At 39.9% G+C, this 17,632-nt stretch carries 18 protein-coding genes; 9 read left to right on the top strand and 9 right to left on the bottom strand.

Going from position 1 to position 17,632, the window contains the following annotated elements; genetic code table 11:
* Window positions 1–60: 60 nt before the first annotated feature.
* Window positions 61–396 (top strand): YegP family protein, encoded by a 336-nt coding sequence (locus A391_RS0101110; RefSeq protein ID WP_019896770.1) that lies wholly within the window; start codon window positions 61–63, stop codon window positions 394–396.
* A 196-nt stretch (window positions 397–592) separates the two neighbouring features.
* Here the strand turns inward: A391_RS0101110 and mnmE are convergent, their stop codons facing one another.
* The 5 genes from mnmE to rpmH form a co-directional block, all read right to left on the bottom strand.
* A complete protein-coding gene (gene mnmE / locus A391_RS0101105) occupies window positions 593–1,942 on the bottom strand; it encodes a tRNA uridine-5-carboxymethylaminomethyl(34) synthesis GTPase MnmE (RefSeq protein WP_019896769.1) in 1,350 nt (449 codons plus the stop codon).
* Window positions 1,929–3,578, bottom strand: coding sequence for a membrane protein insertase YidC (yidC, locus tag A391_RS0101100; RefSeq protein ID WP_019896768.1), 1,650 nt, complete (start codon window positions 3,576–3,578; stop codon window positions 1,929–1,931). Before yidC ends, mnmE begins: the two co-directional genes overlap by 14 nt.
* Window positions 3,579–3,629: 51 nt before the next feature.
* Entirely contained in the window at window positions 3,630–3,839 is a 210-nt protein-coding gene (yidD, locus tag A391_RS14235; protein ID WP_019896767.1) for a membrane protein insertion efficiency factor YidD, read from the bottom strand.
* Window positions 3,840–3,911: 72 nt separating this feature from the next.
* A complete protein-coding gene (rnpA, locus tag A391_RS0101095; protein WP_036316585.1) occupies window positions 3,912–4,301 on the bottom strand; it encodes a ribonuclease P protein component in 390 nt (129 codons plus the stop codon).
* A gap of 66 nt (window positions 4,302–4,367) precedes the next feature.
* Window positions 4,368–4,502, bottom strand: a complete 135-nt coding sequence (gene rpmH, locus A391_RS0101090) for a 50S ribosomal protein L34 (protein WP_015833284.1) — start codon at window positions 4,500–4,502, stop codon at window positions 4,368–4,370.
* A 328-nt stretch (window positions 4,503–4,830) separates the two neighbouring features.
* On the opposite strand from rpmH, the gene dnaA reads away from it, so the two are divergent.
* The 3 genes from dnaA (at window position 4,831) to gyrB (ending at window position 10,097) form a co-directional block, all read left to right on the top strand.
* The gene (dnaA, locus tag A391_RS0101085) at window positions 4,831–6,240 is read left to right on the top strand and encodes a chromosomal replication initiator protein DnaA (protein WP_019896766.1); all 1,410 of its coding nucleotides are present in this window, start codon (window positions 4,831–4,833) and stop codon (window positions 6,238–6,240) included.
* Window positions 6,241–6,487: 247 nt separating this feature from the next.
* Complete coding sequence (dnaN, locus tag A391_RS0101080) at window positions 6,488–7,588, top strand: DNA polymerase III subunit beta (protein ID WP_019896765.1); 1,101 nt, start codon at window positions 6,488–6,490, stop codon at window positions 7,586–7,588.
* A 91-nt stretch (window positions 7,589–7,679) separates the two neighbouring features.
* The gene (gene gyrB / locus A391_RS0101075) at window positions 7,680–10,097 is read left to right on the top strand and encodes a DNA topoisomerase (ATP-hydrolyzing) subunit B (RefSeq protein ID WP_019896764.1); all 2,418 of its coding nucleotides are present in this window, start codon (window positions 7,680–7,682) and stop codon (window positions 10,095–10,097) included.
* A 112-nt stretch (window positions 10,098–10,209) separates the two neighbouring features.
* Here the strand turns inward: gyrB and A391_RS0101070 are convergent, their stop codons facing one another.
* Window positions 10,210–11,058 (bottom strand): SDR family oxidoreductase, encoded by an 849-nt coding sequence (locus A391_RS0101070; protein ID WP_019896763.1) that lies wholly within the window; start codon window positions 11,056–11,058, stop codon window positions 10,210–10,212.
* Window positions 11,059–11,148: 90 nt separating this feature from the next.
* On the opposite strand from A391_RS0101070, the gene A391_RS0101065 reads away from it, so the two are divergent.
* Both A391_RS0101065 and A391_RS0101060 read left to right on the top strand, forming a co-directional pair.
* Window positions 11,149–11,556 (top strand): winged helix-turn-helix transcriptional regulator, encoded by a 408-nt coding sequence (locus A391_RS0101065; RefSeq protein WP_019896762.1) that lies wholly within the window; start codon window positions 11,149–11,151, stop codon window positions 11,554–11,556.
* Window positions 11,557–11,587: 31 nt separating this feature from the next.
* On the top strand, window positions 11,588–12,019 hold the full coding sequence (locus A391_RS0101060) for a UPF0158 family protein (protein WP_019896761.1): 432 nt from the start codon (window positions 11,588–11,590) through the stop codon (window positions 12,017–12,019).
* A gap of 39 nt (window positions 12,020–12,058) precedes the next feature.
* Here A391_RS0101060 and A391_RS0101055 read toward each other — a convergent pair whose 3' ends face one another.
* Window positions 12,059–12,799, bottom strand: a complete 741-nt coding sequence (locus tag A391_RS0101055; protein WP_019896759.1) for a hypothetical protein — start codon at window positions 12,797–12,799, stop codon at window positions 12,059–12,061.
* 61 nt (window positions 12,800–12,860) lie between these two features.
* On the bottom strand, window positions 12,861–13,754 hold the full coding sequence (gene nhaR / locus A391_RS0101050) for a transcriptional activator NhaR (RefSeq protein WP_019896757.1): 894 nt from the start codon (window positions 13,752–13,754) through the stop codon (window positions 12,861–12,863).
* A gap of 138 nt (window positions 13,755–13,892) precedes the next feature.
* On the opposite strand from nhaR, the gene htpX reads away from it, so the two are divergent.
* Together htpX and A391_RS0101040 are read left to right on the top strand one after the other, a co-directional pair.
* A complete protein-coding gene (htpX, locus tag A391_RS0101045; protein WP_019896756.1) occupies window positions 13,893–14,762 on the top strand; it encodes a protease HtpX in 870 nt (289 codons plus the stop codon).
* A gap of 150 nt (window positions 14,763–14,912) precedes the next feature.
* Window positions 14,913–15,875 (top strand): TerC family protein, encoded by a 963-nt coding sequence (locus A391_RS0101040; protein ID WP_019896755.1) that lies wholly within the window; start codon window positions 14,913–14,915, stop codon window positions 15,873–15,875.
* 58 nt (window positions 15,876–15,933) lie between these two features.
* On the opposite strand, the gene A391_RS0101035 is transcribed toward A391_RS0101040, so the two are convergent.
* A complete protein-coding gene (locus A391_RS0101035; protein ID WP_019896754.1) occupies window positions 15,934–16,533 on the bottom strand; it encodes a cytochrome b in 600 nt (199 codons plus the stop codon).
* A gap of 111 nt (window positions 16,534–16,644) precedes the next feature.
* Between A391_RS0101035 and A391_RS0101030 the strand changes: the two genes are divergently transcribed.
* Complete coding sequence (locus A391_RS0101030) at window positions 16,645–17,583, top strand: quinoprotein relay system zinc metallohydrolase 2 (RefSeq protein ID WP_019896752.1); 939 nt, start codon at window positions 16,645–16,647, stop codon at window positions 17,581–17,583.
* Window positions 17,584–17,632 lie beyond the last annotated feature (49 nt).

Genomic DNA, 17,632 nt, shown 5'->3' with positions numbered 1-17,632 from the left:
GACATGGTAATAAGCATAGAATGTAAACTTAGAACAACAACGGATTGTAAGGAGAATTTTATGGCTGGAAAATTTGAATTAAAAGCAGCAAAAAGTGGGCAGTTTCACTTTAATTTATTGGCCGGGAACGGACAGATTATTCTGCAATCAGAAATGTACGAAACAAAAGCAAGCGCGCTAAACGGTATTGCATCTATTCAAAAAAACGCAGCAGATGAAGCTCGTTACGAGCGCTTAGTATCCAAGTCGGAAAAACCATACTTCGTACTTAAAGCGGCTAATCACCAAGTGATCGGTCAAAGCCAAATGTATGAAAGTGAGGCGGCTCGAGATAACGGAATAGAGTCTGTAAAGAAAAACGGGCCAGAAGCAACAATTGTAGACCTGACCGCATAAACATACCATATGATACTTAGCACTAATAGCAATTAGCGCTAAGTATCAATTCATAATAGTGGGTGCAACAAAAAATTAGAGATGATACATCTATAGCACCAGATTAATGTTGTACACATGACATTCAAGCGTAAGAAAATGTTTTTTCCTACTCTATAAATTAATCGATATACGCTAAACCCAAAACAAGTACAATCTACTTGCCAATACAGAATCTAGAAAATATTTCACCTAATAGATCATCAGGCGTGAACTCACCTGTAATAGTACCTAACGCGTCTTGTGCTAAACGCAACTCTTCAGCCACCAACTCTGCTGAGTTGAGTTGACTCGTAGCAACATCCAAATGACCTCGCACTTGTGCCAGCGCGGATAAGTGTCTAGCGCGTGCCATAAAAACACCCTCAGCATTATTCTGGTAGCCAGCTAATTTTAACAAATGAGTTTTAAGAAGATCCAAGCCAGCACCAGTCTTCGCAGAAATATAAACATGCGTAGCTTTGTCTTTTTCTTCGATTATTGCAGGTTCCTGAGTCACGTCAATCTTATTGTGAACCCAAATTTTAGGAATTTCTTGCGGTAGCCGCTCTAAAATTGACTTTTCAGTGTTGGTAATACCATGAGCTGCGTCAACTAATAATAATGCGATATTGGCTGTTTCTGCAGCTCGCCAAGTTCGGGCGATACCAAATTTTTCAACTTCATCATCTGTTTCGCGCAAGCCTGCAGTATCAATGACATGCAAAGGCACCCCATTTATTTGTATCGCATTCTTGATGGTATCTCGAGTAGTACCAGCTATTGAGGTCACGATAGCAACTTCTTCACCAGCTAACTGATTCATCAAGCTAGATTTACCAACATTAGGTTGCCCCACTAAAACGACATTGATACCTTCTCGCAATAGACTACCTTGCTTAGCTTTTGCAAAGACAAATGCCAATTCATCAATAATTGCATCCAACTTATCAGCCACTCGACCTTGCGTGATAAAGTCGATTTCCTCCTCAGGAAAATCCAAACATGCCTCTACATACATGCGTAGATCAATTAACTTTAAGAGTAGGGTATTGATGTGCTGTGAAAACTCGCCAGACAAAGAACGTACTGCACTCTTTGCGGCTTCAACGGTAGCAGCATTGATAACGTCAGCAACAGCTTCAGCCTGAGCTAAGTCCATTTTATCATTGAGATAAGCACGGCGAGTAAACTCTCCTGGCTCTGCTTGACGTGCGCCAAGTGCAATACACCTAGCTAGCAATATTTGCATTAGCGCTGTACCGCCATGGCCTTGCAACTCAAGTACGTCTTCGCCGGTATAAGAGTGTGGATTAGGGTAAAAAATGGCGATACCGCGATCGATTAAATCGCCATCGGCCTGCTGAAAATCGAGATAAGCTGCGTGACGCGGTTTGGGACAATGCCCGAGCACACTGACCGCAATAGCTTGAGATAAAGGGCCTGATACTCTTACTACTCCAATACCACCAGCGCCACTTGCGGTGGCGATGGCGGCAATGGTATCTGAGGAATTAGTGATGTTCACCTGATTTTTTTACGTGACCTTGTTTTTTAGCAACGGTTTCTGCGTGAATCATTTTGTTAACATACCACTGCTGTGCTATTGAAAGCACGTTATTTACTAACCAATACAACACCAAGCCAGCAGGGAAGAAGAAGAAGAAAACACTAAACACCACTGGCATCCAAGTCATGATTTTTGCTTGCATCGGGTCAGTAGGCTTAGGATTAAGCTTAGTCTGAATAATCATGGTAGCGCCCATGAGTATCGGCAATATGTAAAATGGGTCAATCGCAGACAAATCTTGGATCCAGCCAAAAAATGGTGCATGACGCAACTCTACCGAGCCTAACAGAACCCAATAAAGTGCAATGAATACAGGGACTTGGATTAGAATTGGAAAACAACCACCCATTGGATTGATTTTCTCTTTTTTGTAAAGATCCATCATCGCTATTTGCATCTTTTGGCGGTCATCACCAAACTTCTCTTTCATCGATTGCAGACGCGGTGCAAGTTCACGCATTTGCGCCATACTGCGGTAACCAGAAGCAGAAAGTTTAAAGAATGCTGCTTTAATGAAGATAGTGAGCAAAATAATCGCCACACCCCAGTTTTGCACCACAGAATGAATTTTTGATAACAACCAAAATAGCGGTGATGCAATCACCGTTAACCAACCGTAATCTACGCTGTATTCTAGGCCAGGTGCTGCTGCGATTAAATCCTCTTTAGTTTGTGGTCCAGTATAAAAACGAGCTGGAACAGCTAAAGTAGCTCCAGGAGGAATAGCACTCAGTGTGCTTTTAGTACCAATTCTAAATATATTGTCGCTCAGTTTTTCAGTATAAAACTTACGAGCCAAGCCATCTTTGGGAATCCATGCACTGACAAAGTAGTGTTGTAAGATACCAACCCAACCATCGTTAGTCGCTATGTTTAACGGCTCTTTCTCCATATCCTTAAATGCTAGCTTTTTAAACTTAGTCGTTTCTGTGTAATAGGTGCCGCCTGTGAATGTAGGCATTAAGGCAGAACCTTGGTTAGACTCGCTATCATGAACGATTTGATAGTAAACAACTGGAGTGATTGCAACGCTAGAGTCATTCTTGATTTCGTAATTAACATCAATTTCATAGCGATTACGATGGAATGTATATACTTTATAAACGGTCACGCCATTACTAATAGCACTTAATCGCACTTCAAGCTTATCTTGCCCGTCCTGCATTTGATAACTTGCTGCTTCACTCGTGAATACAGAGTTATGTGTTGGTAAGTCTTGACCAATTAAGCCTGATTGAGCAACATAAAGCATGGGCTTAGCAGAATCATCCAATAACAAGTAGTTGGTTTGATCATCGTTCGCACGATGTTTACGTAATTCTAATTTACGTAAATCACCACCTACAGTACTAATATTCACTTTATATAGATCTGTCGTTACAAGAACATTCTGGCCAGATCTTAATGCATAGCCAGTGTCAACAGGTGTATCGATTGGATTAGTGGCAGCCGCAGTAGTATCCGCATTTGGCACTGAGCTAACAGCAGCAACCGGTGTTGATGTTACAGGTGCATTTTTAGTCTGCCAAGCGTCCCATAGCATCAGAATAGACATAGAAAAAATCACGAATAATACTAAACGTCTTGTATCCATATTGTTTTATAAGCAATCTATATAAAATTTTAGTAATGTATCTTAAAGAAATTAAGGTACTGGATCATGCCCACCATCACACCATGGGTGACAACGGCATAAACGATGAACCATTAAGTAACTACCACGAATTGCACCATGCTTTTGCAGTGCCTCTACCGAGTATTGGGAACAAGTAGGGTAGAAGCGACATTGCTGTCCTAAAAAAGGACTCAAAGTTAATTGATATCCCTTAATGATCCAAATTAATAGACGCGACATTGTTGTTAACACAAAAAAAACATGGGGCTTAAATTTTGGTAACTATTATGCATTATAAATGCTGAATACCTTTTAATGGTGAACCTCTGTGACGTTTTGTTGCGCATTTAATGTAGTGCGAAGATTAATCTTCTTAATCAAGGAATCAAACTCTTGCTCAACAGATAAAAAGTCTTTTTTATTAAATTTTTTCTGCACACGAACAACTAAGTCTACCGGGTTGACTGTGTGTTGACGTAACCTAAAAAATTCACGCAGAACTCGTCGCATATAGTTTCTATGTACCGACGATTTAGCAGTTTTTTTACCAATGACCAATCCTAAACGAGCGTGTGCTAACGTATTAGGCTGATAATGTATCGCTAAATACTGTGCAAAAATACGCTTGCGGAAATTAAAAACGGATGAAAATTCATCCGTTTTAATAAGCTTAGCTTTTTTTGTAAACCTAAGCGTGTGCACTATTAAGTTTTTACTGTAAATTTAAACTGAATGTACAGCGAAAGTAACGCCGTAGGCGTTACTCACTTAAAGACCTAAGCGTGAACGACCTTTAGCGCGACGAGCAGCAATAACAGCGCGGCCACCTTTAGTTTTCATGCGAACTAAAAAGCCATGTGTACGTGCGCGACGTGTTTTAGAAGGTTGATATGTACGTTTCATGTGAATCTCCAACGAGCAAAATGCTACAAAGGGCGCTATTAGACCCGATAACACAGTATTTTGTCAACGTTTATTTAGTTTTATTAATTGCGCTAACTTTTTAATTCTTATCACTTTTATTTTATAAAGTTTTTATTCATTAATTTTGAAAATGGCTGTGGATAAGTTACGCTAAACCAGCTAAAATGCAGTGGATAGATTAGCGTTGAATTGTACGCTATTTTATAAAAAAATAAAATAAAAACAATACGTTATACATTCATACAATCGTTGTTATTTCAATACATTAGTTAAAAATAACTGTACAAACTAAGGTATATCATTACAGATGGAAAATTTTTGGCCTGCTTGTCTTTCTAAATTTGAGAAAGAGCTTTCAGCACAACAATTCAATACTTGGATCAAACCACTGCATACTGAAGTTAGTGGTGATGCCGTGCGCGTTTTTGCGCCTAATCGTTTTGTTATGCAATGGGTTAAAGATCGTTTTCTGAAAAAAATTGAACAATTTGCTCAGGAGCATAAACCTGATATGCAAATAGAATTGGTATTGGGCGAAGCTACAGGCAAAACTGTCCAAACAGAAACTGCAAAAAAAACAACTCAAGAAAACAAAGCGGTAGATCACGAAGTTAAGCACGACATGATTAAACACAACTTGAGTGAAGTGTTAGCTAAAACTAAAAAAACTGCAGTAGTTGCTAATAAAACTATCGACACCTCTAATTTAAATCCTAGCTTTAATTTTAATAATTACGTGACAGGCCGAGCTAACCAATTAGCCCGAGCTGCAGCTATCCAAGTTGCTGAAAATCCAGGTAGTGCTTATAACCCTTTATTTATCTATGGTGGTGTAGGGTTAGGTAAAACACATTTACTGCAAGCCATTGGTAACGAATTAAAGTTACATAACCCAGAAGCAAAAATCCGCTACCTACATGCTGAGCGCTATGTATCCGATGTCGTTAAGGCATATGAACATAAAGCATTTGATGAGTTTAAACGTCAATATCACTCACTGGACTTATTGTTAATTGATGACATTCAGTTCTTTGCGAAAAAAACCCGTACACAAGAAGAGTTCTTTTACGCATTTAACTCACTAATTGAAGCAAAAAAACAAATTGTTATTACTTGCGATACCTATCCAAAAGAAATTGCAGATGTAGATGAACGCTTAAGAACTCGTTTTAGTTGGGGTTTAACCGTTGCAGTTGAGCCGCCAGAGCTGGAAATGCGCGTTGCTATTTTGCTTAAAAAGGCAGAAGCGGTAAATCTTAACTTGCCTGAAGATGTCGCGTTCTTTATCGCTAAACAGATTAGATCTAGCGTACGCGAGTTGGAAGGTGCCTTAAACCGCATTATCGCCATGTCTAAGTTCACAGGTCATGCTATTGATGTACATCTGGCTAAAGACGCATTACGTGATTTAATCGCAGTTCGTGGCCGCCAAGTCACAATGGAAAACATACAGAAGACTGTTGCTGACTACTATAAGATTAAAGTAGCAGAGATGTACAGCAAGAAAAGAACACGTAATTTTGCACGTCCTAGACAGATAGCAATGGCTTTATCACGCGAATTAACTAATCATAGCTTTCCTGAAATAGGTGAGGCGTTTGGTGGTAGACATCACACTACAGTGATGCATGCATGTGATGAGATTGATTTATTAAGACAAAATGATGCAACAATAGCCAGAGATATTGGGTTTTTAGTTCAAGTTATTAGAGATTAACTAGGTAAATATTAGCTTAGCTATAAAAATTAGGTTAAGGATAAGCTGTGGATAAAATAAGCATAAGGTTGTGATTAAGAAATTTTGAAAATTTAATCAACAATTGACCCACAGTAGATTATGTTTTTACCAAGATAAAAAAAAGTATTGCAAACTATTGAAAGTATTAAATAAAAAGTAGTTATGCACAAAAAAATGCAACATTATTATTGTTATTATTTATATATATATTATTTAGGTTATAAAGATGAATATACAAATCAACCGTGAAACGTTATTAAAACCGTTAACTTCAGTGACAAGCATCGTAGAAAAAAGACATACCTTACCTATTTTGTCTAATTTATTACTTGAAGCTAAACAAAACAAAATTCATCTGACAGCCACTGATTTAGAAATGCAAATTTCATTATCTGTAGAAAGTGCTACTAGTAATGATTTTTCAACAACGATATCTGCCAAAAAGTTATTAGATATTTGCAGATCATTACCAGATAATTCAGATATCAATATGGCAACTAACGATAGCCGTATTACTGTAAAAGCTGGTAAAAGCCGTTTTAACTTACAAACATTGCCTGCCGCTGACTATCCAGTCATGACAAAAACGCAATCACAAGGCACTGTGGTTACAATTCCGCAAAGACAATTAAAAGAATTGTTGAAGCAAGTAGAGTTTGCAATGGCGCAACAAGATATTCGTTATTACTTGAATGGCTTATTGGTTGAAGTCGTCGCGAATCGTTTGAATATCGTAGGAACAGATGGTCATCGATTAAGTTTTACTTCAACAGAACTAAAAGATAATTATGAAAAACAAGATGTTATCTTGCCACGTAAGACAGTGATTGAGTTAATCAAATTGCTGGATGATAGTGAAGAAGATGTGAATGTAGAGATAGCTAATAATCAAGTTAACTTTAGTTTTAGCAATATCAAACTTATTTCTAAAGTCATTGATGGTAAATTCCCTGATTACAACCGTGTTATTCCTACAGGACATCAAAATACATTCACAACAGAGCGTTTAGGTGTATTGTTAGCAATGCAGCGCGCTTCGATTTTATCGAATGAAAAGTATCGTGGTATCCGTATGGTGCTAAGTAATAATAATCTTAAGTTAATTAGTACTAATAGCGATCAAGAGGAAGCAGAAGAAGAATTAGAAATCGCTTACGGTAGTGATGTACTTGATATTGGTTTTAATGTGACTTATTTGATAGATGTGTTGAATAACACGAACAGTGAACAAGTAACGTTCTCATTTGCAGATGCAAACAGTAGTTGCTTAATTACCTTACCTAATAATCCAGATTATAAGTATGTCGTCATGCCAATGCGCATTTAAATCTTGTTTCACGTGAAACAAAAGCTTTAATATTTTTACTTTAACAAAAAATATTAAATTTAAAGATAACTTTAAAATAAAGAAAATAAGTATGAGTGAAAACAATGCAATATCACCAGATTATGATTCATCCAGTATCAAGATATTGGAGGGTTTAGATGCCGTACGTAAGCGACCAGGTATGTATATTGGCGACACGTCAGATGGCTCTGGTTTACACCATATGGTGTTTGAAGTGTTGGATAATGCAATTGATGAAGCATTGGCAGGCCATTGCGATGATATTAAGGTAATTATCCATCCTGATAACTCAGTCAGTGTTGCAGATAATGGACGCGGTATTCCTACTGATATCAAATACGATGATATTAAAGCGGTTAAGCGCTCAGCGGCTGAAATTGTCATGACTGAATTACACGCTGGTGGTAAGTTTGATCAAAACTCTTACAAGGTATCTGGTGGTTTGCATGGTGTAGGTGTTTCTGTTGTAAATGCGCTATCAGACTGGCTTAAATTAAAAATTTACCGTAATGGTAAGGTGCACCAAATGGAGTTTCGCCGTGGCGAAGCGGTTGCACCTTTAGCCGAAACGGGTGTGACTGATAAAAAAGGTACAGAAGTACACTTTTTAGCCTCAGTAGAAACCTTTGTGTTGGTGGAATACCATTTTGAGATTTTAGCTAAGCGTATTCGTGAGCTTTCATTCTTAAATAATGGCGTAAAAATTGAGTTGGTAGACCAACGCAACGGTAAAAGTGAAAACTTTGCCTACTCCGGCGGTATTAAAGGGTTTGTTGAGTATATGAACCGTAGTAAAACGGTGCTACATCCTAAAACTTTTTATGCATCTGGTGAAAAAGATGGCATGACGATTGAAGTGGCGATGCAATGGAATGACTCTTACAGTGAAACGGTACAGTGTTTTACTAATAATATTCCACAGCGCGATGGCGGTACTCACTTAACTGGTTTACGTACAGCAATGACGCGTACGTTAAACCAGTATATTGAACAAAGTGAGATGGCTAAAAAAGCAAAAGTAGAAACAACTGGTGACGATATGCGCGAGGGCATTACTTGCGTGTTGTCCGTTAAAGTGCCTGATCCTAAGTTTTCATCGCAAACTAAAGATAAATTGGTTTCAAGTGAAGTGCAACCAGTGGTGTCTGAAGTGGTATCAGCAAAATTGGCAGAGTTTTTACAAGAAAACCCAGCGGATGCGAAAATTATTTGTGGAAAAGTGGTTGAAGCAGCTCGTGCAAGGGAAGCTGCGCGTAAAGCGCGTGAGATTACCCGCCGTAAAGGCGTGATGGACACCATGGGCTTGCCAGGTAAATTGGCTGATTGCCAAGAAAAAGACCCAGCGTTGTGTGAAATATACCTAGTCGAGGGTGACTCAGCGGGCGGTTCTGCAAAACAAGGGCGTGATCGTAAAAACCAAGCGATATTGCCGTTAAAAGGTAAAATTTTAAACGTAGAAAAAGCACGTTTTGATAAATTACTCGGCTCACAAGAGATTGCAACACTGATTACTGCCTTAGGCACAAGTATTGGTAAAGCTGACTTTAATGCAGAGAAGTTACGCTATCACCGCATTATCATCATGACTGATGCGGACGTTGATGGTGCCCATATTCGTACCTTGTTGCTCACTTTCTTCTATCGCCAAATGACGGAATTAGTAGAGCGCGGACATATCTACATTGCTCAGCCACCACTGTACAAAGTAAAACAGGGTAGGGATGAGCGTTACCTTAAAGATGAGCAAGAGCTAGATATCTACCTACTGCAATCAGCGCTAAAAAATGCTGAGCTAGACACCAAAACTAGTGCTGGCATCTTAAAAGATGAAGCTTTAACTGAAATCGCAAAACAAGTGGTGTTGACTGAAGCAGTGATTCGCCGTATTTCTTCACTGTATGATGAAAGCGTGCTACGTGCAATTCAAGATGCTGGTGAAATTAATCTAAGCACAGAAGCAAGCGCTAACGCCATCGCAGAGAAGCTACGTCCTATCTTGGGTGCAGTAGGCAGTGAAGTGATAGTGGCATTTGATGCCGAAACTAATGCTTACCGTTTGGAGATTAATAAATACGTACACGGCAACCTACAATGTTGCGTGATTAATGCTGAGTTTTTAAGTAGCGGCGATTACAGACAGCTATTGAAAACATCGAATATGCTTAACGGTTTGGTTGGTGTAGGTGCTGTTGTTAAGCGTAATGAAAAAGAACAAACTGTTTCAACGTTCAAACAAGCCTTGGATTGGCTACAAGGTGAAGCGAAAAACACACTGAATATTCAGCGCTATAAAGGTCTTGGTGAAATGAACCCAGAGCAGTTATGGGAAACTACCATGGACCCTAAAGTGCGCCGCTTACTAAAAGTGCAAATTGATGACGCGATTGCAGCGGATGAAATTTTCACAACACTGATGGGCGATAATGTAGAACCTAGACGCGCATTTATTGAAAATAATGCTTTAGGTGCTAATAACTTAGATATTTAGGTTTGTATTAGCTACATATCACAGTTGAATACCATTAACTTAGAGCGGCAACCAATTGGTTGCCGTTTTAGTTAGTACAATTAGATGCACTGCTTATCTCAACGTAATTAAATTAGATAGCTGCGGCGACACTTTCTTTCAACGGCGTAGTTGCTCTGCCAATTAGTTGGCTAAGTTGTTGGCTGTTGTCATAGAGTGCGCCTTTGGATGCACCTGTGTCTGAATCTGCAATCAGTTGCGCAAACGCTTCTGGTAAGCCTACGTTGACTAAAACCGCTTGATACTCTTGCTCTGCTAGGTTGATGTAATTGATGGGTTTTCCAGTTTGTTGGGATACCTCTGCCGCTAACTCTGTCAGTGTGTAAGCGTAGTCTCCAGCTAGTTCATATACTTTCCCTGCTTGATTTTCTGAGGTGAGTACGGTGGCATCTGCTTGTGCGTAGTCTGCACGGCTGGCAGAGGCGATTTTCCCATCCGAGGCACACCCATATAGCGCACCGTGGGCGATGCTTGCGCCTAAGGCTACGGTATAGTTTTCTGTGTACCATCCGTGGCGTAGTAATACAAAGGGTAGATTTGCATTTGCTAGGTATTGTTCGGTAGCGACATGTTCTGCCGCTAAGGCTAGTGGGGAGGTGTCTGCATGTAATAGGCTGGTATAGGCGAATAACTTAATATTTGCTCTTTTTGCGGCATCGATTACCGTTTTATGTTGCGCAAAGCGTTGGCCGACCTCACTGGATGAAATGAGTAAAACTTTGCTTGCACCTGCTAACGCGGCATCCCATGACGCTGGTTGGTTGTAATCTGCATAGCGTACTTGTACACCCAAATCAGTTAGCTCTTTGGCTTTATCAACATTGCGAACTGCGGCGACTATGTTAGAAGCAGGGGTTGTTTTTAATAGTGAGGCAATCACTAATCGGCCTAATTGACCTGTTGCACCTGTAATAACGATCATGTAAAACCTTTCTAGTCTGAAAAAATGAATAGGTGGAAAGCATCATAATCTATATACTAACTATTAGTAAGTACGTACAAAAAGGTAAGTATGAACAACATCAATCAATCAAATAAGTTGTCAGAGCAGATGATGCGCGGCGAGGTGTTTTCAGATCAATGTCCATCACGTGAAATACTTAAACACGTTACCAACCGTTGGGGTGGGCTAGTTTTGGTTGCGCTGTTACTAGGGACGCATCGCTTTAGTGATTTGCGGAGAAAATTAAGTGGGGTCAGTGAAAAAATGTTGGCGCAAACATTGCAGACCTTAGAGGCTGATGGTTTTGTGATGCGCGTGTCTTATCCTGTGGTGCCTCCGCATGTGGAGTACTCCTTAACGCCATTGGGTGCGGAGCTGGCGAAACAAGTTGAGTTGTTGGTAGATTGGATAGAAATTAATTTACCTAGAATTTTAGATGCGCAGCAAACCAGTGGCGTTGCTAATCGAGATGAATGAAATGTTAATCAAGCAAAGGAATGTTTGAATAATGCTGAGCTTAGATTTTAGTGAAATAAGAAATGCCTTTGAGTTTGTTAGCTCAGGCTCACGTGACGAGAACAATGCGTATGTATGCAAGAAAACTGGTGTCATTTACTGGACATCAACGACATTAGACCTAGAAGAAGAGGTGCCAAAAGACCTCGAAACATCCTTGGATTATGTGGAAGTACCCCATAAAAATGAGTTAAAGCTAGGTCAATCCTTAGCGCTAACATTTATTGACCAGACGTTACCCGATGAATACAACTTTGTAGCAAGCCTTTTTCGTAAGCGTGGTGCCTACAGGCGCTTTAAAGATATGTTGCAGTATCAAGGCTTGCTTGAAAAATGGTATGCATTTGAAGAGCAAGCCTCAGATGATGCTTTGCTAGCATGGTGTGAGGAAAATGAAATTAAGCTCATCGATAAAGAACAGTAGAAGATGTAGACTATCATCTACTGTCTATGTTGATGATTATTAGCGTTTAATTAATTTACATTCAAAATTAACTTGTTCTGATAAGTCACGATAAATAGCAAGCGCGCTAGTAGTAGAGGAGTAAGGGTCATTTTGTAGATATTTGATGTATCTTAATTGGCGAGGACTAACTTTTTTGCTGATAGCATCAGTTTTGCAAGTGCATGCGCTCTGGTTGCTATCACTAGTATATTGGCTTTCGCATAAACTTTTCTCTTGATCAATCAGGCTTATTGGCCATGGTTCAGTATTTTTAGTATTGGGGATAATCACAGCGCGCGTTTGTGCAAGGGTTGCATATAACAACTCAACAGACGCTCTGTTTCTTCCTAAATCCGCGCTTTGCAGAATATCCTGATGTTTAATGGATAGAGGATTTAAATTAACACCAGCGTTTGCAATCAATGTACTTTGTGTTGGTAAAACATAGCCTTGGCCAGCAAGCATAATGCGCTTTGCTGGATTACTATCCAGTAATTTATTAGCTTCGGCGATATCTTCATCAGGTAATCTATATGTAATCGTGATGCAACATGTGTCATCGAGTTGTTTCACCTGGACTGATAAAAGCTTGTCCTCAATTGCATCAGTCATCGTGGCTACGTTGCGTGAAATTAAGTGCGCTTCTTCATTCACTTTTAGCTGCACGATTGCCTTATCGTCTAAGCAAGCATAGGCATTATTGAAAGAAATGATACTTAATATGGCAAAAACTAAGTGTCGAAACATTGGATTGCGCATCTATAACCTCATGAATGTCTAAATTTAATGCTAAATATGAGTTATGTTTAGATGATAAGTTCTATGTGTTAGTTATCTTTGATGATGCCGTGCTAATTGCGACTACAGCCGGGTGGTTAGCACGTCTTTCTACAGAGATGGCATAGAATCGCTCTACCACTTGGTTGGTTTCACCAATTTTAATCACATTGTGTTGTGTGATGACCTCATCTGCAATAATAGATGGGGCACAGAAAATACCAACGCCAGCTTGTCCAAATGCGCGCATGAGAGCGCTATCATCAAACTCACCGACAATTTGTGGTTGAATGCGTAGAGTATTTAGCCATGACATTAGCCGCTTACGAACAGCACTATCCTCGCCCGGTACTAAGAGTGGCGCGTTAGTGAGGTTCTGTGGAAATACCTCTTCATAAGACTGAGTCAGGGAGGGAGCTGCGAAGAAGCTTAAGCCGCACTCTAGTAGTTCATGACTACGGCCTTTGATATCAATTTCACTAGGCATAGGCCTATCCGACAGAACTAAATCTAGGCGGTGAATTGCTAGGTCACCAAGTAAAGACTCTAATTTACCTTCGCGACAAATAATTTTAATGGGTTCAACCAGTGACATTGCTGGCGCTAATAGGCGGTAAGCAATAGATTTTGGAACTGCATCTGAAATACCCACTCTAAACAGGCGATAACGTTCTTTAGAGCCTGCACGCAATGTTTCCTCTAGTGCATTGCCTGTTTGGAAAATATCATCAGCATAAGTGAGTGCTAACTCTCCAGTTTCTGTAAGCTCAATGCCACGACCTACTTTTCTAAATAATGACACACCAAGTGAGGCTTCTAGAATGGCTATTTGCCCACTGATGGTTTGCGGAGTTAAATGTAACTGCTTGCTGGCACGTACGATGCTGCCAGCCTTTGCCACAGCCCAAAAGTAGTGGAATTGTTTGTAATTAATCATAGTATGCACAATAGCTCGTAAAAACCGAATAATCAATCAGAAATATTCTGCTTTTATTGAATATAGAAACAGACTAAAGTAGCAACATTGTCGTCATGCCTGATTTAATAGGTAGCGGATTAAACCGAAGGAGACCATATGAAACGTATTTTATATTTTCTAGCAACCAACTTAGCCATTGTGTTCGTGCTATCTATTACCATGCGTATTTTAGGTGTAGAGCCGTACTTGAATGCAAATGGCTTAGACTTAAGTAATTTATTAGTGTTTTCTGCCATCATGGGTTTTGGTGGTGCATTTATCTCACTAGCGATCTCTAAATGGACCGCAAAACGTATGTCGGGCGCTGTGGTGATTGAAGAGCCACGCACAGCGACTGAAATATGGTTGGTAAAAACAGTGCGCGCACAAGCCGATGCCGTTGGCATTAAGATGCCTGAAGTAGCAATTTTTGATACACCAGAGGTCAATGCATTTGCAACTGGTATGACTAAAAATAGCTCATTAGTCGCGGTTTCTAGCGGCCTATTGAATGCAATGACCAAGGATGAAGCTGAAGCAGTATTGGCGCATGAAATATCGCATATTGCTAACGGTGATATGGTGACATTGACGTTGATTCAAGGCGTTGTGAACACCTTTGTGATGTTTTTATCCCGCGTGATTGGTTATGTTGTGGATAAAGTGGTGTTTAAAACAGAGCGCGGTACAGGCCCCGCTTTTTTTATCACCATGATGATTGCACAATTTGTATTAGGTATTTTGGCTTCAATGATCGTGATGTGGTTTTCACGTCAGCGTGAATTTAGAGCAGATGCTGGCGCTGCTAAATTATCAAGTAAAAACAAAATGATTGCGGCATTGCAACGTTTGCAAGCACAACACGAACCATCAGCATTGCCTGAACAAATGGCTGCATTTGGTATCTCTGGTAAAGGTGGGTTATCAAAACTATTTGCTAGCCACCCTGGGCTGGATGAGCGTATTGCAGCATTGCGTGAATCATAATAAATACAAGTTGCTACTTTTAGTAATGTAGCAGTTAAGTAATGAGAGGCTGAGAGATATAAGCAATATTTCTCAGCCTTATTTTTGTTTGGCAACATAATAGCCAATGTAGCACGTTGGTTAATAGAGATTAATAAGATAGAGGCGTACATGAACGAACTGCAGTCGATAGGCACTTGGTGGATGTGGGGAGGTTTTGGCATATTTGTAGTCGCCATGCTTGCCATTGATATGTTTGCGTTAGGTCGCAAGGGGGCGCATAAAGTAGGGGCGCGCGAGGCGCTCATTTGGTCGCTAGTATGGTTTACGCTGGCGATGGTGTTTGGTGCAGCCTTATGGGCTTGGCTTGACTATACCAGTGGAAGAGCGATTGCCGATGCTAGAGCGATGGAGTATCTCACAGGCTACTTATTAGAAAAAACGCTGGCGATGGATAATATCTTCGTGTTTGTGATGATTTTTAGTTATTTTGCTGTGCCGTTGGAATACCAAAAACGTATATTGGTTTATGGGGTATTGGGCGCTATTATCTTGCGTGCGCTAATGATTTTAATTGGCGCGTGGTTGATTGCGCAGTTCCATTGGGTTCTGTATGTATTTGGTGCGTTCTTACTGATTACGGGTATCAAGATGTTTGTGTTTGCGGACCATGAGCCGAATTTAGCAACAAACCCTTTGCTCAAATGGCTACGTCAACATGTTCGTATTACAGATAAATATCATGCTGATAAGTTTTGGATTACTAAGAATGGTGTACGCTGGTTTACCCCTATGTTTTTAGTATTGGTATTGATTGAGTTTTCAGATGTGATTTTTGCAATGGACAGTATCCCTGCAATTTTTGCGATTACCAATGACCCGTTTATTGTGTTTACCTCCAATATCTTTGCTATTATGGGCTTGAGAGCACTGTATTTCTTATTAGCTGATATGGCTGAGCGTTTTCATTTGCTGAAATTTGGTTTGGCGCTAGTATTGATATTTGTTGGTATAAAGATGTTGATTGTAGAGTGGTTCAAAATCCCAGTGGCGGTTTCATTAGGGGTAGTAGTGGCAGTGCTAGGTACAAGTATGTTGCTCAGTTTATTAGCGACAAGAAAAGCGAAATCATAATTAAAAAGCCCGCTTATAGCGGGCTTTTTAATGGAAGTTAGTATATTTGAATAGCAGATTATTTAAATGACATGCGTTTCATCGTGCCATCTTTATCAATAAATTTATGTTTTAAAGCACCTGCAATATGAATGATTACTGCGATCAACAATATAGCACCAATAATTTCGTGCGCTTCTTTAAATAAGTCGCGCATATTGCTGTTGTCTAAACCGGCAATAAAATCCATACCAAACCACATGACACCGTATTTACTGTTCACTGCCATGATTAGGCCCGTGACTGGCATTGCTACCATGAGTAAATACAATAAATGATGCGTACCTGTGGCTAACTTTTTCTCCCATGGTTTGTAGGAGGTGAGCATTGCAGGAGGGCGATGTGTAATACGCCACAACACACGAATAGCGATAAGTGCAAGTAATGTAATACCAATTGATTTATGTAAATTAAAGTAAAAAGTTCTTGGGCTAGCTTCTTTGGCAAGTTCCCATGTATAAATGCCTAAGTCAAACAGATCAAAAGCAGATTGTTTAGGTGCCTCTTTAGGTAGTTCACTCATGTACCAGCCTAATGCAAACATCGCAAAAATAACAAGTGCGATTAGCCAGTGAAGAATAACAGCGGGTTTTGTATAGCGTGTAGAAGCTTGATTCATAGTAATATCCTAGTAGCACTAAATTGACATTCAAATGTGACCGTGGCCACAGCAAATGATTGCATAAAACACGGATATTCTAAACGCTAACCTTAACGCAAGGAATCATTCATGAAAATTTTAATGATAACCATGAGTCTGTTTTCAATGATTAGCTGTTCACATGCGCAAGTACAGCAGGACGACTTTATAGTTAAGTCGGTGGCAGATGGTATTTATGTGCATCATGGTGAGCATTTAGATATTGATACTGGGTATCAGGGTGATATCTGTAATATTAGCTTTGTGGTTGGTAGTAAGGGCGTTGCGGTGATTGATACAGGCGGAAGCTTGAAAGTTGGTCAGCAATTACAGGCAGCTATTCGTAAAGTGACACCTTTGCCAGTGTTGTATGTGATTAATACGCATGTGCACCCTGACCATATTTACGGCAATGCTGCATTTTTACCCAAGAACCAAAGTGAGCCAAAGCCAGAGTTCGTAGGTCATGAGAAGTTAGGCAATGCAATGGATGTGAGAAGTGAGCAATATACTAAGCTCAATGAGCGCTTTTTACACGATGATGCAAAAGGCAGTGAGCTGATTAAGCCGACACTGGTTGTTAAAACTACGTTGGAGCTTGATTTAGGCGATAGAGTACTGGTATTAAATGCGCATCCGTTAGCGCATACCAATACTGATATCACGTTGATTGATCGTAAAACCGGCACTTTATTTGCTGGTGATTTATTATTTATAGAACGTACACCAGTGGTTGAGGGCGATATTAAAGGATTAATTGCAGAAATAATAAAACTTAAAAATAGCCCTGCCAAACAAGTAGTTCCGGGCCATGGGCCAGTCACTCAAGATTGGGTGGCTGCTTTAGGCAATGCTGAACGCTATTTATCAGTGTTGTTGAATGATGTGCGAGCCAGCATTAAGAGTAATGTGAGTATGGAAAAAACAATGGATACCGCAGCTGAGAGTGAGCGTAATCAATGGAAACTGTTTGAAATTGCTAATCGACGCAATGTAAATACAATTTACCCTGTTTTGGAATGGGAATAAAAAAGCGGCAATGTCTGCCGCTTTTTGCTGTGCTATTTAATAGCCAAGT

Source organism: Methylotenera mobilis 13 (assembly GCF_000384255.1).
Taxonomy (GTDB): Bacteria; Pseudomonadota; Gammaproteobacteria; order Burkholderiales; family Methylophilaceae; genus Methylotenera; species Methylotenera mobilis_B.
Note: the sequence above shows the minus strand (reverse complement) of the source record. Positions and strands in the feature narration are given on the sequence as shown.

Coding starts and splice junctions, on each gene's coding strand:
- A391_RS0101110 (WP_019896770.1), top strand. CDS start 61: ATGGCTGGAAAATTTGAATTAAAAGCAGCAAAAAGTGGGCAGTTTCAC.
- yidC (WP_019896768.1), bottom strand. CDS start 3,578: ATGGATACAAGACGTTTAGTATTATTCGTGATTTTTTCTATGTCTATT.
- yidD (WP_019896767.1), bottom strand. CDS start 3,839: ATGTCGCGTCTATTAATTTGGATCATTAAGGGATATCAATTAACTTTG.
- rpmH (WP_015833284.1), bottom strand. CDS start 4,502: ATGAAACGTACATATCAACCTTCTAAAACACGTCGCGCACGTACACAT.
- dnaA (WP_019896766.1), top strand. CDS start 4,831: ATGGAAAATTTTTGGCCTGCTTGTCTTTCTAAATTTGAGAAAGAGCTT.
- dnaN (WP_019896765.1), top strand. CDS start 6,488: ATGAATATACAAATCAACCGTGAAACGTTATTAAAACCGTTAACTTCA.
- gyrB (WP_019896764.1), top strand. CDS start 7,680: ATGAGTGAAAACAATGCAATATCACCAGATTATGATTCATCCAGTATC.
- A391_RS0101070 (WP_019896763.1), bottom strand. CDS start 11,058: ATGATCGTTATTACAGGTGCAACAGGTCAATTAGGCCGATTAGTGATT.
- A391_RS0101065 (WP_019896762.1), top strand. CDS start 11,149: ATGAACAACATCAATCAATCAAATAAGTTGTCAGAGCAGATGATGCGC.
- A391_RS0101060 (WP_019896761.1), top strand. CDS start 11,588: ATGCTGAGCTTAGATTTTAGTGAAATAAGAAATGCCTTTGAGTTTGTT.
- A391_RS0101055 (WP_019896759.1), bottom strand. CDS start 12,799: ATGCGCAATCCAATGTTTCGACACTTAGTTTTTGCCATATTAAGTATC.
- nhaR (WP_019896757.1), bottom strand. CDS start 13,754: ATGATTAATTACAAACAATTCCACTACTTTTGGGCTGTGGCAAAGGCT.
- htpX (WP_019896756.1), top strand. CDS start 13,893: ATGAAACGTATTTTATATTTTCTAGCAACCAACTTAGCCATTGTGTTC.
- A391_RS0101040 (WP_019896755.1), top strand. CDS start 14,913: ATGAACGAACTGCAGTCGATAGGCACTTGGTGGATGTGGGGAGGTTTT.
- A391_RS0101035 (WP_019896754.1), bottom strand. CDS start 16,533: ATGAATCAAGCTTCTACACGCTATACAAAACCCGCTGTTATTCTTCAC.
- A391_RS0101030 (WP_019896752.1), top strand. CDS start 16,645: ATGAAAATTTTAATGATAACCATGAGTCTGTTTTCAATGATTAGCTGT.